21 protein-coding genes are annotated in these 18811 nt (G+C 66.0%); 18 read left to right on the top strand and 3 right to left on the bottom strand.

Annotation, left to right across the window (positions count from 1 at the left end; all coding sequences use genetic code 11):
- Positions 1-3: 3 nt before the first annotated feature.
- Positions 4-468 carry a thioredoxin domain-containing protein gene (locus tag VP06_RS37875; RefSeq protein WP_245291047.1) on the bottom strand — a complete coding sequence of 155 codons (465 nt, stop codon included), beginning with the start codon at positions 466-468 and terminating at the stop codon, positions 4-6.
- A 625-nt stretch (positions 469-1093) separates the two neighbouring features.
- On the opposite strand from VP06_RS37875, the gene VP06_RS35940 reads away from it, so the two are divergent.
- Both VP06_RS35940 and VP06_RS04465 read left to right on the top strand, forming a co-directional pair.
- Positions 1094-1405, top strand: coding sequence for a hypothetical protein (locus tag VP06_RS35940; RefSeq protein WP_156295447.1), 312 nt, complete (start codon positions 1094-1096; stop codon positions 1403-1405).
- Positions 1405-1977 (top strand): hypothetical protein, encoded by a 573-nt coding sequence (locus tag VP06_RS04465; protein WP_048462626.1) that lies wholly within the window; start codon positions 1405-1407, stop codon positions 1975-1977. The genes VP06_RS35940 and VP06_RS04465 overlap by 1 nt, the downstream gene beginning before the upstream one ends.
- Positions 1978-1999: 22 nt before the next feature.
- Here VP06_RS04465 and VP06_RS04460 read toward each other — a convergent pair whose 3' ends face one another.
- The gene (locus tag VP06_RS04460) at positions 2000-2521 is read right to left on the bottom strand and encodes a hypothetical protein (RefSeq protein WP_048462625.1); all 522 of its coding nucleotides are present in this window, start codon (positions 2519-2521) and stop codon (positions 2000-2002) included.
- Positions 2522-2763: 242 nt separating this feature from the next.
- Between VP06_RS04460 and VP06_RS04455 the strand changes: the two genes are divergently transcribed.
- The 16 genes from VP06_RS04455 to VP06_RS04390 all read left to right on the top strand — a co-directional run bounded on the left by VP06_RS04455 (position 2764) and on the right by VP06_RS04390 (position 17488).
- The gene (locus tag VP06_RS04455; RefSeq protein ID WP_048462624.1) at positions 2764-3945 is read left to right on the top strand and encodes a type IV secretory system conjugative DNA transfer family protein; all 1182 of its coding nucleotides are present in this window, start codon (positions 2764-2766) and stop codon (positions 3943-3945) included.
- Positions 3946-3949: 4 nt separating this feature from the next.
- The gene (locus VP06_RS04450) at positions 3950-5131 is read left to right on the top strand and encodes a type IV pilus twitching motility protein PilT (RefSeq protein ID WP_048462623.1); all 1182 of its coding nucleotides are present in this window, start codon (positions 3950-3952) and stop codon (positions 5129-5131) included.
- Positions 5112-5744, top strand: a complete 633-nt coding sequence (locus VP06_RS04445) for a YcbK family protein (RefSeq protein ID WP_048462622.1) — start codon at positions 5112-5114, stop codon at positions 5742-5744. The genes VP06_RS04450 and VP06_RS04445 overlap by 20 nt, the downstream gene beginning before the upstream one ends.
- On the top strand, positions 5741-5986 hold the full coding sequence (locus VP06_RS04440; RefSeq protein ID WP_048462621.1) for a hypothetical protein: 246 nt from the start codon (positions 5741-5743) through the stop codon (positions 5984-5986). Before VP06_RS04445 ends, VP06_RS04440 begins: the two co-directional genes overlap by 4 nt.
- A 14-nt stretch (positions 5987-6000) precedes the next feature.
- Positions 6001-6645 (top strand): hypothetical protein, encoded by a 645-nt coding sequence (locus VP06_RS37870; protein ID WP_245291046.1) that lies wholly within the window; start codon positions 6001-6003, stop codon positions 6643-6645.
- A complete protein-coding gene (locus tag VP06_RS34435) occupies positions 6642-7040 on the top strand; it encodes a hypothetical protein (protein WP_245291045.1) in 399 nt (132 codons plus the stop codon). Before VP06_RS37870 ends, VP06_RS34435 begins: the two co-directional genes overlap by 4 nt.
- On the top strand, positions 7037-7987 hold the full coding sequence (locus VP06_RS38525; protein ID WP_082167159.1) for a peptidoglycan DD-metalloendopeptidase family protein: 951 nt from the start codon (positions 7037-7039) through the stop codon (positions 7985-7987). The genes VP06_RS34435 and VP06_RS38525 overlap by 4 nt, the downstream gene beginning before the upstream one ends.
- Positions 7984-8742: a hypothetical protein gene (locus VP06_RS04425; RefSeq protein ID WP_048462618.1), complete on the top strand. Its 759-nt coding sequence runs from the start codon at positions 7984-7986 to the stop codon at positions 8740-8742. The genes VP06_RS38525 and VP06_RS04425 overlap by 4 nt, the downstream gene beginning before the upstream one ends.
- Positions 8739-9749: a hypothetical protein gene (locus VP06_RS04420; RefSeq protein ID WP_048462617.1), complete on the top strand. Its 1011-nt coding sequence runs from the start codon at positions 8739-8741 to the stop codon at positions 9747-9749. Before VP06_RS04425 ends, VP06_RS04420 begins: the two co-directional genes overlap by 4 nt.
- Positions 9749-10744: a hypothetical protein gene (locus VP06_RS04415; RefSeq protein ID WP_048462616.1), complete on the top strand. Its 996-nt coding sequence runs from the start codon at positions 9749-9751 to the stop codon at positions 10742-10744. Before VP06_RS04420 ends, VP06_RS04415 begins: the two co-directional genes overlap by 1 nt.
- A gap of 9 nt (positions 10745-10753) precedes the next feature.
- The gene (locus VP06_RS04410) at positions 10754-13027 is read left to right on the top strand and encodes a DotA/TraY family protein (protein WP_048462615.1); all 2274 of its coding nucleotides are present in this window, start codon (positions 10754-10756) and stop codon (positions 13025-13027) included.
- Positions 13028-13041: 14 nt separating this feature from the next.
- Positions 13042-14370: a hypothetical protein gene (locus tag VP06_RS04405; RefSeq protein WP_048462614.1), complete on the top strand. Its 1329-nt coding sequence runs from the start codon at positions 13042-13044 to the stop codon at positions 14368-14370.
- Between the two features lie 405 nt (positions 14371-14775).
- A complete protein-coding gene (repC, locus tag VP06_RS04400; RefSeq protein WP_048462613.1) occupies positions 14776-16059 on the top strand; it encodes a plasmid replication protein RepC in 1284 nt (427 codons plus the stop codon).
- Between the two features lie 185 nt (positions 16060-16244).
- Positions 16245-16532, top strand: a complete 288-nt coding sequence (locus VP06_RS35930) for a hypothetical protein (protein ID WP_156295446.1) — start codon at positions 16245-16247, stop codon at positions 16530-16532.
- Between the two features lie 268 nt (positions 16533-16800).
- Entirely contained in the window at positions 16801-16992 is a 192-nt protein-coding gene (locus VP06_RS37010) for a hypothetical protein (protein WP_053081524.1), read from the top strand.
- Between the two features lie 157 nt (positions 16993-17149).
- The gene (locus VP06_RS04390) at positions 17150-17488 is read left to right on the top strand and encodes a hypothetical protein (protein WP_210168115.1); all 339 of its coding nucleotides are present in this window, start codon (positions 17150-17152) and stop codon (positions 17486-17488) included.
- A gap of 54 nt (positions 17489-17542) precedes the next feature.
- Here the strand turns inward: VP06_RS04390 and VP06_RS04385 are convergent, their stop codons facing one another.
- Complete coding sequence (locus VP06_RS04385; RefSeq protein WP_048462610.1) at positions 17543-18799, bottom strand: Y-family DNA polymerase; 1257 nt, start codon at positions 18797-18799, stop codon at positions 17543-17545.
- Positions 18800-18811 lie beyond the last annotated feature (12 nt).

Genomic DNA, 18811 nt, shown 5'->3' with positions numbered 1-18811 from the left:
CCGTCAGCTACCGGTCAGGACGGCGCGCAACTTGGCGTCGTCGCCCGCCTCGTAGCCGACCATGATCGCGAGCCGCCCGTCGGGCCGCGGCACGAACATCGTCGGCACGCCGGGACGCAGGGCCGGTGAGGCCGCGAAGATCGAGGCGAACGCCTCCCTGTTCTCGGCGAGCTTGGCGGCGACCTCGGCGCTGACGGCAGCCGGATTGCCGCCCTTGGTCTCGAACGCGGCCTTGAGCGCCGCGACCCGGTCGGTGGCCGAGAGGATGCCGGCCGCCATGCGGTTGCCGCCCTCGGGATCGCCGAGGACTACAACCGGCACCCAGCGCGCCGCGATCCGCCCATGCAGGGCCGTGAACGCAGCGTGGCAGTATGGGCAGCGCGGATCGAAGAAGATCGTCGCGATCTGACCCTCCGGCGTGCCCGGCGGCGCGTCAACGACTGAGGCGAGCTTGGACAGAAGCTCCATTACGGGCCTCGCAGCCTTGGGATCCTCGATCGTTGCGTAACTCACGGTCCCCGCCTGCTGCGGCGCGGGCGCGGGCGCAGGTGCCGGAACGTATGCCGGGGCAACCGCTGAGGGTGTGATGGCAGGCGCTAACGCAACCTGTGGGGCGGGCTGCGGCGCAGGAACTAACGGATTGGCAGGAATGGCAGAATTGGCAGGAGAAGAATTGTTCTGTGAAAGCGCTGCCAAGGTGGGATTTTGTTCCCGTGCTACGATCTGAAGCGAGACGGGCTGCCAGTTGTTAGACGTTGCAATATAGACACAGGCAACGATAGATCCGGCCCACGCCAAGTGTTTTACTGCGTTCTCCATGGCAGAACCGCCCTATCAGAGTCATAGACGTTCGTGTTGGGGCTCTTATTGCGAAGAATGAGACGACGTGTCAATTAAGGTCTGAACCTACCCTAGCTAAACGATGCCGACAGAGGGGAGCTATGACACGCCAGACACGCTCATTCGTGTGACAACGACCGATGTATGTCGTGGTACACTGTAACATGTCGCATGTTTTCGAGAATACCCCGCGTCAGGGGTTGCAGTAAGGCCCAGGCAAGCGTCCCGGCTAGATCGGAAGGGTTAAGCAGAAATGGCCGAGAAAAACTTCGTTAGGAACTGGTTAAGAAATGCAACCCTCGCGGCTGTACTCTCAACCGCTATGCCAAGCCTGGTGGTCGCCACGCCCGATGCCGCAGCAGCTCCCGAGCAACAGAAGAGGAACAGATCGAAATTCGAGTATCACAACGGGAGTGCTGAGGAGAAGCGGCCATATCGCCGGCCAAACCCTGACGTTGACCCAACGAATTTAAGATACGAGGAGCTGATAGCGCGTATCAACGCGCTTGAGGAGCGACTTGAGGCGCTGGAATATCAGTTCAAGTTTTCGAAAAGGGTTCAGTGATGGCTGTGCCGGACCTCGGGAGCGTCCTCGTCTCGTTGAGCGAGGTGTTCCCGCTCGTCGTCAACCTGGTGTTCCTGCTGATCGCGCTCCTCGGGGTCGTGTACGGAACGGTCGGACTCTACGGCCTCTACGGCGTCGCCGCCGGCGAGCACAAGTTCACGAACCGCCCGGTCACCATCGACGGCGCCATGGGCATGCTCGCGCTCGGCAGCGCGATGATCGTCGCGCCGGTCCTTTTGTGGAAATTCGCCAACTCGTTCGTCTTGGGCGGCGACATCACCTTCAGCATGTTCAACTACGGCTCGACGCCACGCTCCTCGACCTGCGAGGATATCAAGGGCGCGATCACGTTTTTCTTCATGGTGTTGGGCTCTTTGGCTTGGCTGATCGCCGGGATGCGGCTCTACAACGCCACGTCCGGCCAGCACGGCGCCGGCCCCGGCTCCTCCGCCCTGTATCTCGTCGGTGGGACACTCGCCTTCTTCATCAACGACGTGGCGAGCCTCGTCGGCAACACGATCAAGATGGACGTGTCGCTGTCGAACGTCTGCACGATGATCGGCGGGGCCTGAGACGATGCCGCCGCCCCTCTTCTCACGGCCGATCGCGGCCGAGCAGGCCGCTCAGCTCGGCGGCCACGAAGGCGCCGAACGGCGCGCGGGCCTCGAACAACCGACCTCGCTCGAGCTGCCAGGCGCGGTAGCGCTGCACGAGCGCGCTTGCCAGCACCACGGTGCACAGGAGCATGGCCCCGAGCAGCGTGAGCCGGGAATGGGCGAGGATCGCCCAAGCCGCCGCCAGGACGCCGATCCCCACCGCGGCGAGAAACAGGACGAACGCCTGCCGGCGCGCCTCGCGCGCCAGGTCGCGGACGTCGGCCCCTTCCAGCGCGAACGTGCGACCCATCTCGGCGAGCGTGAAAGTCGCCCCGCAGGTCGGGTCGTCGCATTTGCGAAGGTTGGGCGCCTCGGGATCTCCGATCAGGTGCCCGCGCCGGCACACCGGGCATGCAGCGTGGGTGCCGCCGAGAACGGTCCCGGTCATCGCCGCGAAGGTGCGGTGCTCCGGCCCGACCCGACGCGCGAGCCGCGCCGAGAGAAACGATCTGATCCCCATCGATCCAGTCCATCAAGGGTGTTCCTTGGATGGAGCTTGTGGAGCAATCGGAGTCGTAACGGCAAGACAAATATCAATAAAAAATATCGGGGCTTCAACATGGACCGTTCTCGCATTCAATATCTTGTCCGATTAGTGGTTGTGCTTCTCGGCATGTCCGTTCTGTTGCCTGCCTGCGTCAGCACCGGCAGCAGCACTTCGGGCCATGTCGACGCCAAGCTGCGCGAGCACGGGGTCTGACCATGCGTCTTGCGCGCTGGATGCTCTCCGCCTCGCTCGGCATCGCGACCTTCCCAGCTACAGCCCAGGTCGCGAACACCTACTGCGCCCAGAACCCGGCGGCCTGTGCGCCCGTCGCGACCGCGGGCGCCTACGGCGTGCCCTATGGCGGCTATACCCAACCCACTTACGGCGGCTATGGCGGCCACGGTCAGCCCGCCTACGGCGGCTACGGGGGCGGCTACGCGGCTCCAGGCTACGGCGCGGGCTACGGTGCGCCCGGATACGGGGCCGGCTATGGCGCGGGCTACGGCGCGCCGGGCTATGGCGGGGGCTACGGCGGCTATCCTCCGCCCGGCTACTACGGCCCCGGCGGCGTGGCGCAGGCCAATGTCCTCAACCAGATCGCCAATGGCCCGCGGGGACTGCCCGGAGGTGACAGCCAGCCGTTCCCGCCGAATGTCGGCGACAACTCTGCTGCCCCTGCCCCGCCGCACCCATCAAACCCCGACTTCCAGCGCTACTCGGCCGGGGTCTTCGGCGACGCCAACCGCCCGACCAAGGTGGTCCAGCGCACCGGCCGCTCGGCCGGCATCCAGGACGGGTACCTGGAGGAGTCGAGACGCATCGCCGCCTACCTCGACACGCCGGCGATCGCCGCCCGCCTCGAGGCGCGCTACCCCTTCCCCGCGGTGATGATCGGGCCCGACATCGTGCCCCCGGTGGTGTCCGAGCTGCGCGACGTGCGCCAGACCCCGACGCGGACCCTGCTGGTCACGACGCTTGGATCCTTCGAGATCGTGCGCGACGCTCGGATGACGGTGATCCCGCCGAACTGGCGCGACTACCTCACCGTCACCCCGCCGCCCGAGGGCCGCACCACCTGGACCCTCCCTAAAGGCGACGCCGAGAAGGCGAACTGGGAGATCGGCTACAAGGGCGGGCTCGAGGTCGGGATCGCCCAGGCCCGCGCCGCGTTCGATGACGGGCTCGCCCGCCTCGACCGGGACTTCCTCGGCATGCGCCGCTACGGCGAGCTCGCCGCGGCCGGCGCGGTCAGCCTGCCGATCGTCAAGGTGCGCGCCACCGGCCTCAAGATCAGCCGGAACGGCCGCTCGGCCGCGGTCGACCAGCGCCTCCTCAAGATCGTCGTCACCCCGAAATTCGTCAGCGCCGCAGGCCCGGCCGCTATGGCCGCGGAGTAGGCCGATGCAGTGGAAGGGAGCCACCAGCTACCCCGAGGAGCCGATCATCGTGCATGGCCGCGCCGAGGTCACGCGGCTCCTCATCCACGCCGTGGCGATCGGCGCCTCGGACGTGATCTTCCAATCCGGCCGGCCGGTTCTCGCCTCCGTCCACGGGCATCTCTGTGCCCTGACCAAGGTCTGGCTCCAGCCGACCACGCTCGCGCGCATCGCCACCGAGCTGACCACCACCGAGTCGATCATGTCGAAGCTCTACTCGGGCCAGGACTTCGACCGCGCGATCACGGTGCTGGAGCAGAACGCCGGCGACCGCAACGCCGAGCCGGTCGGGCACCGGTTCCGCATCAACGTCACCGCCGGCTACTACGAGGGCGACGTCGGCGTGCAGATCGTCAACCGCTACATCCCGGCCGACCCGCCCACGGTCGAGGGGCTCGGCGTCGAGCACGAGATCGTCGCCGAGTCGACCCCGGCGCAGGGTGCCGTCATCATCGCCGGCGAGACCGGCTCGGGCAAAACGACGACGATCGCCGCCCTGATGCGCCGCATCCTGGAGCAGCCGACGCCGATCCACGGCAACGTGCTGACCTATGAGGCGCCGATCGAGTTCGTGTTCGAGAACGTGCCGTCGTCGACCTGCACCATCATGCAGCACGAGATCGGCGTGCACCTGCCGTCCTTCGCCGCCGGCGTGCGCAACAGCCTGCGGCGCAAGCCCGCCCTCATCATGGTGGGCGAGCTGCGCGACATGGACACGGTGCTGGCGAGCGTCGAGGCGGCGCAGACCGGCCACCCGATCTACACCACCACCCACGCCAACGACGTCGCCCACATCCTGCGACGCTTGACCCTCAAGTTTCCGGCCGACCTCCAGGTCCAGGCCTTCCACGACGTGCTGTCCTCGACCCACCTTCTGGTCTCCCAGCTCCTGGTGCCGAAGGTCGGCGGCGGCCGGGTCTGCCTGCGTGAGTGGCAGGTCCTCACCGATCCGGTCCGGCGCGAGGTGGCGCGTGCCGGCATGGCCGAGGCCGTCGAGACGCTGCGCACCATCATCGCGCGCGGCGAGGACGGCCGCTCGATGAGGATCACCGTCATGTCCGCGCTCGAGCGGGGCGTGATCGACGTCGCCACCGCCCGCCGCGTCCTCGATCGTTACGGATACCGCGATGCCCGTCTCGCGGCGTGACCTCCTCACCGGCCTTGCCGGCACCCTCGCGGCCACCCTGCCAGGGCTCGACCGCGCCTACGCCGCCGCGCTCCTTGGCGCTCCTGTCCCCATGGCCGCCGCGCCGGTGCGGCTGTGGCTGCGACGGGAGGGAACCTGTGAGGAGGTGAGCGCGATCATCCGGACTCCGGACGGCTACAACGGGCGCGATCTCCTCCTCCTCTCCTGGCTGCTGCGCGACGTCGGTGACGGCAGCTCGGCGGTTTGGATCGATCCGCGCCTGTTCGATCTCCTGGCGGCTGTCCAGGGCGCGATGAGCGCGGTCCACGGCTCGGCCGTGCCGCTGATCGTCACCTCGGGCTACCGGACGCCCAAGCACAACGCCGGGTTGGAGGGAGCGGCGCGCGGCTCGCTGCATCTCGCCGGCCGCGCCGTCGACCTCAAGGCCTCCGGCTACGCCCCGGACGCGGTTGCGGTCGCAGGCGCGCTCTGCGGCCGCGGCGGCGTCGGGATCTACCCGAACTTCTGCCACCTCGACATCGGCGAGGCCCGGATCTGGGGCCGGGGACGCAAGAGCCCGCCCGGCCAGCTGACGCCCGGTACCCCGATCACCCAACCGAAGGAGCCCGCATGAGCGACGGTCACCTCCCCTGGCGCTGGTCCGCCGTGCCGCTCCAGTTCTTCGGCATTCACGGCAGCATCGCGGCGTTCTTTCCGCTGCTCATCATCACGGGTCTGAGCCGCTACACATTCATCGCGATGGGATTGTACGCGGCGTTCCTCTCATACTGCAATCACCGCAAGATGACCCCGATGCGGTTCCTCAAGTACGTTTGGGCGAAGTTTATCGAGGGTGGCAAATGGCCGGCGTTCTAGATCGGATCCCGCGGATGCGGGCTTCCCTCCTCCTCGCCGCTGTCGCCGGCGGGCTCGCGCTGGCCGTGCCAGCGCCGGCTCACGCGCAGTCGACCGGCAATAATTGCCTAGTGCGCCAAGCCGCCGACGCGGCCGTGCAGCGCCAGATCGCGCTGATCGACGCCGCAAAGGTCAACCCGTCGAGCTTCTTCAACGGGCCGAACTCGTGCATCGCCGGCGACCTGCTCAAGCGGTTCGACCTCTCGAACCTGATCCCGGACCTGTCGGGCTTCCTCACGAGCGCGGCGACGAACCTGGTCCAGTCGGTGATCGACCAGGCCAAGCGCCAGGTGTGCCAGATCCTCGACGATCAGTTGCGCGACACGATCGGCAGCATCAATCGTCAGATGAACAGCTTCCAGAGCTCGATCAACGGCGACCTGTTCCGGCAGCTCAACGGCTCGATCTCGCCGATCTCGCTGCCAACCATCACCAACATCGGTTCCTACAGCCACGTCCAGAACTCGGCGTTCGGCTCGGCGCTGAACCTGAACCCGACGCAAAACTCGACCACGGTGGTGCAGCCGGACACGTCCCAGTCGTCATCGTCTTCCACGATCGTCATCCCGCCGTCGTCAGGGACCACGAACGGCACCGGCTATGGGGGGATCATGCAGTGATTGCTCGTATATTTCTGCTGTATTCTGCCTTGTTCATCGGTTCTACAGCCTTGGCGGAAGCCCAGAAGCTAATTTTGCCTGTTGGTGAGTGGGGTCTCCAAGAAGGAAATGGGCCTAACTGTAAGCCGCCTTTCCTCAAGATTGAACAGAACCGCATCGTCAAAAGGCTTGGCGGTGGCGAGGGACGTTGCCCAGTCGCAAAAATCAAGAAAAGCGGCAAATATCTTATGGTTGACGCTAAATGCACCTACGACAAATCAATTCCGCCAGAATACCTCGTCCAGGGAGACGATGACGATGACTCATTCTCACTCATTATTCAAAGTCCTACAAAGATAATGTTTAATAATACTCCGCATGAGCTTTGTGCTCCGGATGGGGGTGTGAGACCATGACCGTCGTCCATCGCATAGTTATCAGCGCATTGGTTTTTGCCTTTAATACAGAGATCGCTGCTGCTGGAACCTGCCTTACCTCCGACGTCATGAGTCCCGCGGGTCAGCGGGTCTCATCTCCTTACGGTGTTGATCGCACTGGAAGGCCAGGTGCATCTGCTGGTTACCACCAAGGTTTGGACATAGTTAATAGCCAGGGGGCTGGAACGCCTGTCTATTCTGGATCTTCTGGTTCAATAAAATATAGAGGGTTTGGTTCCGGCGGTACTATTGCCGATATTGTATCGGGCGATACGCGATTTTTCTATCTCCATATGAACGTTCTAACATTTCAGAACCGAGAAAAGCCCACCATTGCAGCGGGCGAGCAAGTCGGAACTATGGGATGTATGGGCATGAAGCAGTGCGCCCCACATCTGCATCTTGGAACGCTCCTCAAAGGAAGTGCCCTGTCGGCGTCCGGTACAAACGGACGTGTCTGGAATGAGATTTCCCGAAAAAGCAGCAGTCCCCTGACTGCTGACGCCATCAAGCCTGCACTTCCGAGTGCATGGTACTACGTCAACCCGGAGCAGTTCCTGCCTCGCCAGATCCCGATCTCGAACAAGTACCGGGACATGGCAGGCGGGCCGCGCGATACCACCCTGCCGAAGACCTGCTCGCCCGGCCCCAATGAAGGAGCCGCCAGCGAGACCGTGTCCCGCTCCGACTCGCAGTCGCGTCAGGCCGCGATCACTAGCGCGGCCGGGAAGGCCGTTGGCTCGGAGGACCACGCTGTCAAGGTCGCCAACCAGCCCAACCGCAGCCTCTACATCGAGCTGGCGCGCAACAACGCCACCGAGCTGACCGCCAACACCTTCGAGTACGACGCGGAGATGGACGCCGCGCTGGCCCAGCTCGTCGCGCTCTACGCCATCGATGCCCGTCCCGTGGAGGTCCGGCCATGATGCGTCAGCTCCTCCTGGCCGGCACCGCCATCGCCCTCGCCCTGGCGTCTCCCGCCCAGGCGCAAGGGTTGTTCCCGCAATGGGAGATCTCCCTCCAGCGGATGATCTCCGCCATGAAGGTCTCCGGCGCGCAGTCGAGCGCCACCGCCCTCCAGACCACCAACGGTCACAAGGCCGCGGCCGAGGCCGCCGCATCGACCCTGGTGAGCCAGGACAATGCCCTGCGGCTTGCCCGCATCCAGCACCATTACGGCTACGACACAGGGACGGGCTACGCCGCCTGCAACGTTTCTCTTGTGACTTCAGAGGAACGCGACAGCTTCGCCTCGGCCGACAAGGTTCGGCAGAGCTTCCGTGCGGCTGACCAGCGCTGGTTGTCTAATGGCGGTGACGCGGCCGAGCGCATGGGCGACAGCCTCGCGCAGCGCCGGACCTTCTACTGCTCGCCCTCCGAGCAGGAGACGGGCTGGTGCACCGGCGCCAAGCCAGGCAGCATCGGCGCCGGCGACTCCGACGCCGCGCCCTGGCTGCTGAACCGCGACTACGGCGCCGAGGAGGTGATGACCGCGGCCGACTACCTCGATGTCGTCGCCCCCCTGCCCACCGTGAAGCCGAACCCAGCGACGGTCGAGCAGGATGCCGATCTCGTCATGGCCCGCCGCCAGGGGGCGATCATGAGCGGCGCGCGTGCCAGCCTCGTCGGAGTCATCGTCGGCGGCATGGGCGGTGACAGCCGCCAGGGAGGCAGCCCATGATCCGTCGCATTCTCCTCTCGGGCCTCGCCGCCGCGGCGATCGGCGCCGTCACCCCGGTTCAGGCCCAGACCTGCTTCGGCGTCGAGGCGCGGGTGAACGTCGCGACCTCGACCCTCACCACCGCGATCACCGGCGCGATCACCACGACCGAGGCCGGCCTGATTACCCAGGAGATCGCCGAGCGCGCCCGCCTCCTCTCGGCGATCAAGGTCCTCACCGCGCAGAGCGCTGCCGGTTCGGACCAGGTCTCGAATGGCTTCCGGGCGTCGAGCGAGGCGCTCGCCACGACCGTCGTCACCCAGGAGCAGCGCCAGGCCGTGGGGCAGGCCACGCACCGCTACGGATCGGTCGGCTACGATCCGTGCGGCTCGAACACGAAGGCGCAGGGCCTCTACACGGCATTGACCGGGTCTCCCGCCGCCCGCCAGCAAATCGTCGCGCCCGTGCGTGCCCAGCCCGGCCGCTATGCCGACCCCAAGGACTGGGTCAACGACATGACGTCCGGTGCTGCCCCCGACGGCGCCGCGCTCTACAGCGGCGACGCGCAGGGGGCGTCCAAATTCATCAACGCGGTTGTCGGTCCACCCGACAACCGGCCGCGGGACACCGCCGCGACCGCCACCAGCGACCGGGATCGCCTGGAAAAGACGGGGAAGGACACGTACCGCTCAATGACCGCGGTCGTGCTCGCCGATATCGCCGCTGACTTCAGGCCCGACGGACCGATCGCGCAGGCGCGCAACCTCTCGACCCACTGGCAGGGCAACGACGGCGGCGCGGCGTGGGCGGCGGGCGTGGCCGGGCAGCACGATCGCGGCATCATCCAGGACGCTGTGCGGATGGAGGCGGCCAACCTCGCGCTGCTCGCCCACCAGATCAAGCGCGGCATGCGTACCGAGGCCACCGCCGCGGCGCTGCTGCTCGCCATGGTCAACGCCCGCCTCACGAACAGCGTGCCCGCGCCTGCGCGCGGACCCCTCACCCCCGCGAGCTTCCAGGCACCGTGATGAAACAGGTCCTCCCCGCCGTCTCCGCCGCCGCCCTCGCGGCCTGCCTCGCCGCGCCGGCGGCGGCTCAGACCTGCTTCGTCGCCGATCCGATCTGGATCGCCGGCCACAACAGCGCGACCGCCACCCTGACCACCCGGGTGGCCACCATGGGCACCAACATCGCGACCCAGCGCAGCCTCACCCTCGAGCTGCTGCTGTCGGCCATGAAGGTGCAGACCGCCCAGACCTCGACCAACGGCGAGCGCGAGGTCAACCTCGCCAGCAACACCCAGCAGGCCGTCGCCTCGACTCTGTCCCAGGTCTCGCAACGCCGCGCCCTCGTCGATGCGCGCGAGCAGTACGGGATCGACACCGGCCAGGGCATCAACGCCTGCGGGTCGATCGACCTGATGAACGCGACGAGCCGCTCCATGGGCAACGTCGCGAAGAGCGGTCGGGAAACCTATCGCAGCCTCGACGTGGCGCCGGGCAAGAACACCCCGGTCCAGGAGGCGGCCCGCAACCGCTTGCAGGACCCGACCAAGACCGACGCCGCGGTGTTCTTCGATCCCTCCGCCAGTGACGACGACCGCAAAGCGGTGATCGAGGCGATGGCCGGCCTGCCGATGCCGAAACCCACCGCCGCCATGCCGGGGGCCGAGGCCGACGTGATGATGCTGCGCGCCCGCCGCGTCGAGGCCCTGCGCTCGCCCGCACTCGTCTCGCTCAGCGCGGTTCGGGCGATGTCGTCCACCGACGACCACCAGACCGGCACCTCCGCCGGCTCGCCGCTCGCTCAGCTCGACGCGCTCATCAGCCAGTACGGCGGCGGGCCGCAATTCGAGGCGTGGTCGGCCGGCCTCGCCGGCCAGTCCGAGCACGGGCTGCTGATCGAGCTCACCCGCATGCGCTCGATGTCGCTCAGCTTGCGCCAGCAGCTCATCGAGCAGCAGGCCCGCACATCGGCGGTGTTCGGCACCATCCTGGCCACCCAGGCCGGCGGCAACCTCTAGGGAATCCCCATGCTCCGCAGGATCGCCGCCGGTGCAGGCAGCTTCGGTCTCCTTGCTGCCACGACGGCGGCTCAGGCGCAGACGACCGGCAAGGAGATCTTCACGCCGGTCCAGAACGACCTGGCGCTCATCAACCTGCGCAAGCTGCTCGGCTGCGTGGTCGACGGTGTGTGGACCGCCGCGACCTGCTCAGACGACCGCCCGCTCACGGTCGCCTTGGGGTATTTCAACGTCGGCTGCCTGATCGTCTCGACGATCCTCGCCTGCTACCTGCTCTACTCGCTGGTCGCCGACACTGCGAACGACGGCCAAGCCTTCGGGCGGGGTTCGAGCGCCAAGTACACCCTGCTGCGGGTGGTGACTGGCGCGATCCTCAGCCTGCCGATCAAGAGCGGGCTGTCGCTGGTGCAGATCCTGGTGGTGCAGATCGCCGTCTGGGGATCGGGGTTCGGCGATACCCTCTGGACCCGCGTCGCCGGCACCCAGCTCACCGGCATGTACGGCACGCTGGCCCAGCCGACCCAGGCGCTCGGCGACTTCGCCCTCCGCGGCAAGCTCGCCAAGGTGCTCGAAGCCCGCCTCTACGGACACGTCTGCGCCCAGTCCTTGCAGCAATACGCCAACAACGTGTCGGGCCGCGACAATGCCGCCTGGATCGTCTCGCGCACCGCGACCGACACCGGCAACTTCGGTTCGTGGAGCCCACAGACGACGACCTACTACTTCGCCGACTCGAACGGGTATTTCCGCAAATCGAACAACCTGTGCGGCTCGGTCGTGTACGAGCACCAGAAGATCAACGTGAACCTCGCCGACGCGACGGACGCCTCGACGACATCGCTCCTGATCGCGCTGGCCGAGCAGCAGAGCCAGCGCGCGTTTCAGGCAGCGATCGGCAGCCTCGACGGCGCCGCGAGCGGGATCGCCACCACCATCATGTCCGGCAGCCGCGACGAGGAGGCGATCCAGATCCGCATCAAGGAGGCGGTCGACGCGGCCTACACCAGCGTCAGCCAGAGCCTGACCCAAAAAAACAACGCCCAGCTCGACCAGGCGCTGCGCAACTACCTGTCGAACTCGACCGAGAACGGCTGGCTCTCGGCCGCGATGTGGCAGCGCTCGATGAGCCTCGTGCAGGCCAAGCTCCTCGCCGCCTCCGCCGGCCCGAGCGCCTCGGTGACGGCCGTGCCCCCGGCCAGCATCGCCACCTACATGCCCTCGCTCGGCCACAGCGCGTACTGGCCGCTCGCCCAGGAGGCGCAGCGCAACGTCACCTATGTCGGGACATTCAGCGGCTTCATCGCCGCGCAAGGCACCGGCAGCGTCGCGCGCATTGCCAGCGACGACCCGGTGGCGCAGGCCGATCCGCCGAGCGTGTTCGCCAGAGCGCTCTCGGCGATCTACTCGGGCGTCCTCGGGGTCATCAGCCGGCCGGAGACCACGACTTGGAGAGACCCAATCCTCGAGGTGCAGGAGATCGGCCAGAGCATCGCGAACATGGGCCTGACTGCGACCGCTGCTGGCGTCGGTACGGACTTCGCCGGCTGGGGACTGGGGTTTATCAAGCATCCGGCAGCGCAAGTTGTGCAACAGGGTGCTGAAAAAGTCTCAAGCTTTTTCTACTTCCTAGCGACAATCTTGTTCGCCGCCGCCTTCATGCTGATTGGCCTGGTGCCGTTCGTGGTGATCGTCCATTTCTTGATGGGCACCTTCAACTGGTTTCTCGTCGTCGCCGAGGCGATGATCGCAGTGCCGATCTGGCTTTTGACAAAGTTCATGCCAGCCCGCTCCGACAGCTTCGTCGGCAACAGCGGCCAGGGCTACATGTTCTTCCTCGGCATCCTGCTTCGCCCTCCACTGATCGTCGTCGGGCTCCTCGTCTCGCTCCTGCTGATGCGGGTGGGGATCGACATCACCAACGTGTTCTTCCGTGGCGCGCTCGCGATGCTCTCGCCCGACGGCACCATCGCCTACGCGATGGTCGGGACCGCCGGGCTGTTCGTCTATGCCGTGATCCTGTTCTCGATCGTCATGCTGTCGGCCGGCCAGATCAGCGCCCTGCCAGAGACCGTGCTGTCCTGGATCGGGGCGCAGATCGAGCGGCGCACTGGAAGCAGCACCGCGACGGCCGCGGCCGGCATCGTCATGCCGAGCTCACCGAACCAGATCCCGGGCGGCAACGCAGCCAGGACCGCCGGCGCCCTCACCTCCGGCACCCGGGCAGGCTCGAGCGCGGCCGGCCGGACCATGCTGTCGATGATCCGCGGCCGGGCCAAGGGTTGAGGGAAGCACGACCGATGAACGACGACTCCCCTAAAGAGGTCGCGTGGCATTTCGGGATCGCAGCCGCGCTCTCCGTGTCACTGTGCGCCGCGCCGTTCGTGCCCGAGGCGATCCTGGTCTACGCCGGGTACCGCTTCCTGCGTCACTTCACCTACGGCTGGCGAAACTGGCGCGCGCCGGGGCGCGTGCCCCACCACCTCGGGCGCCGCGGCTACCGCGACGAGACCACGCGCCGGCGCGGCGATGCTACCTGGCCGATCGGCCTAGCGAAAACCGGCCAGGTCTGGCTGCGGCGCGAGGACCTGGTTCAGGGCATGGCGATCGAAAGCGACGACCCCCTGTTGCAGGCTCAGGCGATCGGCAACCTCGTATTCGCATCCTGCATGAACGGCATGGGTGCCATCATCGTCGAGGGCATCCCCCAGCCTGTCGCTCGGAACAAGGGCGATCCTGACGAGGGGAAGGCCGCCAAGAAGCCGGAGATGCTCACACGGCAAATCTCCCAGATCGCGCAGCCCTTCGGCCGGGACACCGAGGTCTACTCGATCGATCTCGACGCCGTGCCGCAGCCGCCCCTGCGGGTCGCGGCTTCGACCCTGACCGCTGCGATCGCGGACATGCGCCTTGGACCCGAAGCTGAAGCCCTGCATGCGGAACTGCTGCCGCTCGCCATGGCGATCGCTACACGCCGCGAGAAGAACCCGCTCGAGATCTACGCCGCCTTCCTCGACGAGGTCGCGCTCGACCGGCTGATCAAAGGCAAGTACGAGATCGAGGGGCACGAGGTCGCCGCCGACGAGGACGCACCGGCCGAAGGAGCGGCGCTTCGGAAGGCGATCAAGCCGATCCAAAACCTCCCGGACGACAAGCGCGAGGTCGGGCGCAAGGCCCTCGCCGCTCACGCGGCCGAGATCGCCGGCCTCAAGAGCGTCTCGATGACCGAGGGGTTCGAGCTGCGCTCCGCCATCTCGGCTCGAGGGATCGTCTGCATCCGCCCCTCCTCCCCGCTCACCACCGCGCTCGTGGTCGCGCGCTGCGTCGAGGCCCTGGTCGAAGGCAAGCCTGGCCATGCCGCCGACACCCTCATCCACGTCGTCTACCCCGCAGAGCTGTCGGGCAAGTCGGCGCGGCGCTTTCGAGCGGCCGCCGTGCAGGCGGGGTCGATCGGCACCCTCTCCCTCCCGGCGAGACCGCCTGGCCACATCTACAAGGCCGTCCGGAAAATCACTGCCGTTCGCATCCAGGCCAGGACTGGCTCCCGCAACGGTGCTGCCGAGAACGCAAAGGTGATCTCCACGATCAAGGATTGCTCGTTCACGGTCGACATTGAGATGCCCGCGTGATCGAGAGTCTAACCCGCAAAGGGCCCAACAACGGCATATCTACGTTGAAAATACGTTAGAATCACATCCAGGACGTGATTCGGGTTGACAACCGTCGCCGTGGGACCGGAGATGCCATTTCGCCGGCGTTTGGCCTGCGAGTCGTTACCAGGAGTTCAACGCCGCCGCAGAGCACCCCTGAAAAGCCATCGGCCCCCACCTCCTTGCCGGGAAGTGAGGGCCGAGTGACCGTTACGAGAAGGCTGTAGGAGCCCGAAAAACCACCTCCTACAAGCCACAGATCGCCCCCGGGCGTCAAGCAAGAAACGCAGTTTCTTGTAACGGAGAGGCTTTGCCTGGAGGAGGACGCCCCTATGGGGTGACCTCATGAGCTGTCGCGGCCCGACCGGAGAGGGATCGGGCGTCATGAAAGAGAACAATGGCCGCCTCGGTGAGGTGGCCAGGCGAATCACCGCGCCGTTCGGCGCGCGATCGCTGACGGCTGCGCAGATCGCCGCCCAGGCCGAGGCTGTCGCCTCCCGGCCGGCCAACACTGTCGTCGCTGAGAAATGGCGCGTCCTGCACGACCTCACGGCCGCGCGGGCGAGCTTCGGCCTGTCGTCCGCGACCCTCGTCGTGCTCGAGGCCCTGCTGACCTGCCTGCCCGAGAGAATGCTGGCTCCGACGGACGACGCGCCCGACCTGGTGGTCTTCCCCTCGAACCGCAGCCTCGCCGCTCGGGCGCGAGGCCTCTCCGAGGCGGCGCTTCGCCGACACCTCTCGGCCCTCGTCGAGGCCGGCCTGGTGATCCGGCGCGACAGCCCCAACGGCAAGCGCTACGTGCGCCGTGGCGAGGGCGGACAGATCACCCACGCCTACGGCTTCGACCTCACCCCGCTCGCTCTCCGGGCGGCCGAGATCGCCGCCCTCGCTGATACCGTCCGCGCCGAGGCCTTGGCCCAGAGCCTTGCCCGCGAGACGGTCAGCTTGCTGCGTCGCGACTGCGCCAAGCTGCTCGATGCGCTCGACGTCGCGGATGGGGACGGAGATCCCGGTGAGCCGACTCCGGCCGAGCTGCGCGAGCGCTACTACACCCTCGTCGCCAGCTATCCCCGTCGGCCGGAGCCCGCAGAGGTCGCAGCCCTTGGCGAGGCGCTCGAAGCCCTCGCTCTCGTTGTGAGCAGGGCCCTGATCTCTCGACAAGAATCCAATAAAATGAGCGGCAGTGCCGCTCACTTCGAGCGGCACATACAGAGTTCAAACACTGATGGTCCTGTTCGTGAAAAGGCATTCGGGGAGGAGGAGAAGCCAGTCGCCTCTTCAGAATCGAGCAAGGGTCCGGCCTCGGCCGCTCACAACGCGATCCGGTCGACCTATCCGCTTCACAGCGTGCTCGAGGCCTGCCCCCAGGTGCAGGACTACGCGCGCTCAGTAATCCGATCATGGGACGACCTGATCGACACGGCCGATCGAGTCCGGCCGATGCTCGGCATCAGCCCAGCGGCCTGGAGCGACGCGCAGGACGCCATGGGGCGTGAGGCGGCAGCGATTACCCTCGCGGCGATGCTGGAGCGGACCGAGAGCATCAAAAGCCACGGTGGCTATTTGCGGGCCCTTACGGAGAGAAAGCGCGGCGGGAAATACTCGCTTGGGCCGGTTCTCCAGGCCCTGCGTAGAGCGCGACTGAATCGTCTAGACGCGACATGGTGAAGAATGCTATTTATCATGGCAGTTTCTGCATCATATCAGTTTTTAAAATTGCATCAGTTGTTATATCAAAAAGGGACAATACATAAAGTCTTGTAATCTGTCGTGGTGTTATGCATATTAACAGCGCAGTGCTAATATGCGATTCATTTTTGGTGGTGATGGTACAGAGATAGAGAGGGGCGAATATGTTCCTGATGTGGCTTATCGGAATTTGCCTGATGGCGGCAGCCGGATGGATTTTCTATTACTATCATAAAACCCATGGCGTTGCCTATGAGAAGTTCAGATTTGAGAATTCTAACGAGTTTGGAATTCTTGCACCAAAGGATTGGAGAGAGTATAAGGAGTTTCAAAAAATCGAAGCAAAAGCACGGATACAAGGCGTTCTTGTCGGAAAGCCTGTTGTCTGGCTATTCACATCCGGCATGGTCTTGTTTATAATCCCAACGGTGAAATTTATATTTCGTATGTAGGCGAGAGATGCGCAAGAATACATCTCTTGTTTCCGCATGCGTGCTATACAACGCAGGGATCTGGACCCAGGCATAGGGTGGGGTAAACCCCACCTATGACATCACCCCTCGAACTGGTCTCACCTGGTCCCGCGGCTTCGCCTCTCTCTCGCCGGACCAGCCGCCCTGCCCCGGCTTCAGAAGCATCGATTGGTACGAGACGCACCCCCGCTGCACGGCCTGGATCAAGGAATGGGGCCTCCAGGCCGCGGAGCTTGGCTGGGGCATCTTGCGCCTGTTCGGCGTCCACCCGACCGCGGGTACCCTGCGGGGCGATTACACCGGCGCGCTCCTGCCGTTGACCAAGGACGAGAGCGAGGTGAACGCGGATTTCATCCGCTTTCCCGTCACCCGCGCTTGGCGCCTTCAGCCCGTCAAATCCCCCGGCGTGCTTATCTGGGACTTCGGCAAATCCCCCTGAATCGGTTAGCTCGCCCAGCTCCCCTCCCCGGCCAGCAACCGTCTCCCCCTCGCTCTGGAGCCTTCCCCTCTCGGCATCCCCGCCTGCCGCCTCACGATCGGGCCGTAACCATAGCGCGGGTGCGCGCCGCCCCTCCAGGATCGACGGTCCCCCCAATTTGCTGATGCAAATCGGCTCCCCCGTCGCCCGCTGCCGCGGTCGCTCCGCGATCCCGGACCGCCGGCGCCGAAGCCCGCGCTGGATCCCCGGCCTCGATCAACGAGACGGAGGCACCATGCAGCTCACATTGTTCAAAGCGTTCCAATCGCTTAAATTGGACGACGATACGGCAACGAAGGTGGTCGAGGCGCTCGAGGAGCACATCGCGGTGAAGATCAAGGAAGCGAACGCCGGCCTCGAGGCCAAGCTCAACGCCGTGCTCTGGCTGCTCGGCACGATGACGCTGATGCTCGCGATCATCGGGACGACCCCCGTCTATCTCAAGCTCTTCGGGTGATCCCGAGGCAGGGGAGCCATCCGCCTCCCCTGCCCTCTCGCCCCGCCGGCGCGCTCAGACGCGCAGCAGCTCGTCCCAGCGCGTCGTGTAGCGGGGCGAGTGGAACTCAGCCTTGAGCTTCCACCCCCGGGCGAGCCCCGTGCCGGCGAACCGGACCCGGTCCCGCCCGTAGCGCCGGTTGATCGCGTCGATCGCCCCCATCAGTTCGACCCGCCGGCGATCGTCCGGCCGCAGGAACAGCGAGCCCTGCACGCTCCCGGCCGGCGCCAGGTCGAGCAGCAGGATCCCGGTCTTCTTGTAGCGGACGCCCGGCCGGTAGATCTCGCGCAGGCCCCACAGGGCCGCTCGGATCAGCCGCGCCGTGTCCGCGGTCGCGATCGTCAGCCGGACATGCCGCGTCGCGTGGTACTGCGGCTCCTCCGGCTTGTGCCGGTTGGTCGACACCAGCACCGCGATCGCCGCGGCCGCCAGCCCCTGCCGGCGCAGCTTCTCGGCCGAGCGCGACACGTAGGTGGTTAGCGCCTCCGCCAGCTCATCGAAACCCTCTACCGCCCGGCCGAAACTCCTCGCCGAACAGATCGTCTTCGAGTCCGGGCTGTCGCGCTCGAGGTCGAGGCAGGGGATCCCCCGCAGCTCCAGCACCGTCCGTTGCACCACCACGTTGAAGCGCTGGCGGATCATCACAGGATCGGCCGCCCGGAGCTCGAGCGGCGTCGAGATTCCAAGCGCCGCGAGCTTCGGCGCCAGCCGGCTCCCGATCCCCCAGATGTCGTCGACGAGTTTCGAGAGCGCCGCCGTCTGCGCCTCCTCTGTGTCGAGCAGGCACACCCCGCCGCGGCCCGGGTCCTTCTTCGCCGTGCGGTTGGCCACCTTGGCGAGCGTCTTCGTCGGCGCGACACCGACGCAGACCTGGATCCCGGTCTGCCGGCCGACCGTCTCCCGAAGCCGGCGGGCGTGCCCCTCGGGATCGGAGAAGCCCGCGAGCCCCAGGAACGCCTCGTCGATCGAGTAGACCTCGAGCTCGGGCGTGAACTCCCCGAGCATCCGCATCACCCGCGCGGAGATGTCCCCGTAGAGGGTGTAGTTCGAGCTATAGACCTGCACCCCCCACGCCGCGAACTCGCGCTTTCTGAGGTGGTAGGCGTCACCCATCTTTATCCCAAGGGCCTTCGCCTCGTTCGATCGGGCGATCACGCACCCGTCGTTGTTCGACAGGACCACGACGGGTTTGCCATTCAGCTCGGGCTGAAACAGCCGCTCGCAGCTCGTATAGAAATTGTTGCAGTCGACCAGGGCGACGAGGCCGGGCATGCGCAGGTCCCA

The sequence above is a fragment of the Methylobacterium aquaticum genome, assembly GCF_001043915.1.
In the GTDB taxonomy this organism is placed as follows: domain Bacteria; phylum Pseudomonadota; class Alphaproteobacteria; order Rhizobiales; family Beijerinckiaceae; genus Methylobacterium; species Methylobacterium aquaticum.
Note: the sequence above shows the minus strand (reverse complement) of the source record. Positions and strands in the feature narration are given on the sequence as shown.